This window comes from Anaerobacillus sp. 1_MG-2023 (assembly GCF_030547345.1).
In the GTDB taxonomy this organism is placed as follows: Bacteria; Bacillota; Bacilli; order Bacillales; family Guptibacillaceae; genus Guptibacillus; species Guptibacillus hwajinpoensis_B.
Genome location: NZ_JAUORD010000044.1, coordinates 1 through 959 on the forward strand (window position 1 = coordinate 1; position 959 = coordinate 959).

The window sequence follows — 959 nt, forward strand, 5'->3', positions numbered from 1 at the left end:
TTGTTTAAACTCTTCAATTCCTTTTGAGCGATCACGTATATGATTGCGGTTTTGAATCAATTTCCCTTTTTCTAAACTAATCTCATGCTCGGCGATCACTTCACCCTTTGATTCCTTTCGAATCACGAGTGTCTGTTGTTCATCACCTTTCAGTTCAATCAAAACAAGGTTTTCAGACTTTGTTTGGTGAGTCCCTAGTGGGACGGAATAACGGTTTGACTTATAACGGATTGTATTGTCCTTGCTTACGGTTCTTGTTATACTTTGCTTACTGGTACTTTCAAATGAAAGTAACGAAGAGACTGGCTGTAAGTGTTGCTTTTCGAGGAGAAACACTTCTGCTGGTCTTTTTTTCGTTGTTTGATGAACTTGATGGTTCCCAGTACGCTGGAGCCACTGTAATCCTCGGTGATTCCAATCCTCTATATCACTGAAAACTCGACTGTCTGCGAAGTTACCTTTTATGTACTTCACTACATTTTCAATCATGCCTTTGGATTCAGGGTCAGCTCTTCTACATAAATGAATTCTAAACTTACGTTCATTCACATAACTTTGAAACTCAGCTGTTAAAAGTAGCTGTCCTGCATTCTCGCTGACTGTAATTAAATGATCCTGATCATACACGATTTCGTTGGTATGTCCTCCGTAGAATTGAAATGCGTTTTCATGGCACCGAATCGCATCTCTTGTGGTAAAAGGAGATGTTTGCCATTCCATATATTTATACCTTGAGTGGGCGAGTACAAATGCGATAAAGTACAGTTTGATCTCTTTACTATCAGTCGTTTTCTGTTTTGTTTCACCCCAGTCTACCTGAAGTTGTTTTCCCATTGGTTGTTCAGGAACTGCCTCGTACTGACGAACATTTACCTTTTTCTCAATTTGATAGACTTCCCTGACTTCTTTTACGTAAGACCTCACTGTACTTCCACCGACCATGAGGTCGGGATATCTCT

1 protein-coding gene is annotated in these 959 nt (G+C 39.9%); it reads right to left on the bottom strand.

Annotated elements, in window-relative coordinates; all coding sequences use genetic code 11:
• Positions 1-959 (bottom strand): Mu transposase domain-containing protein (locus Q4550_RS23190; RefSeq protein ID WP_303536530.1); only part of this gene is annotated, 959 nt, incomplete at both ends.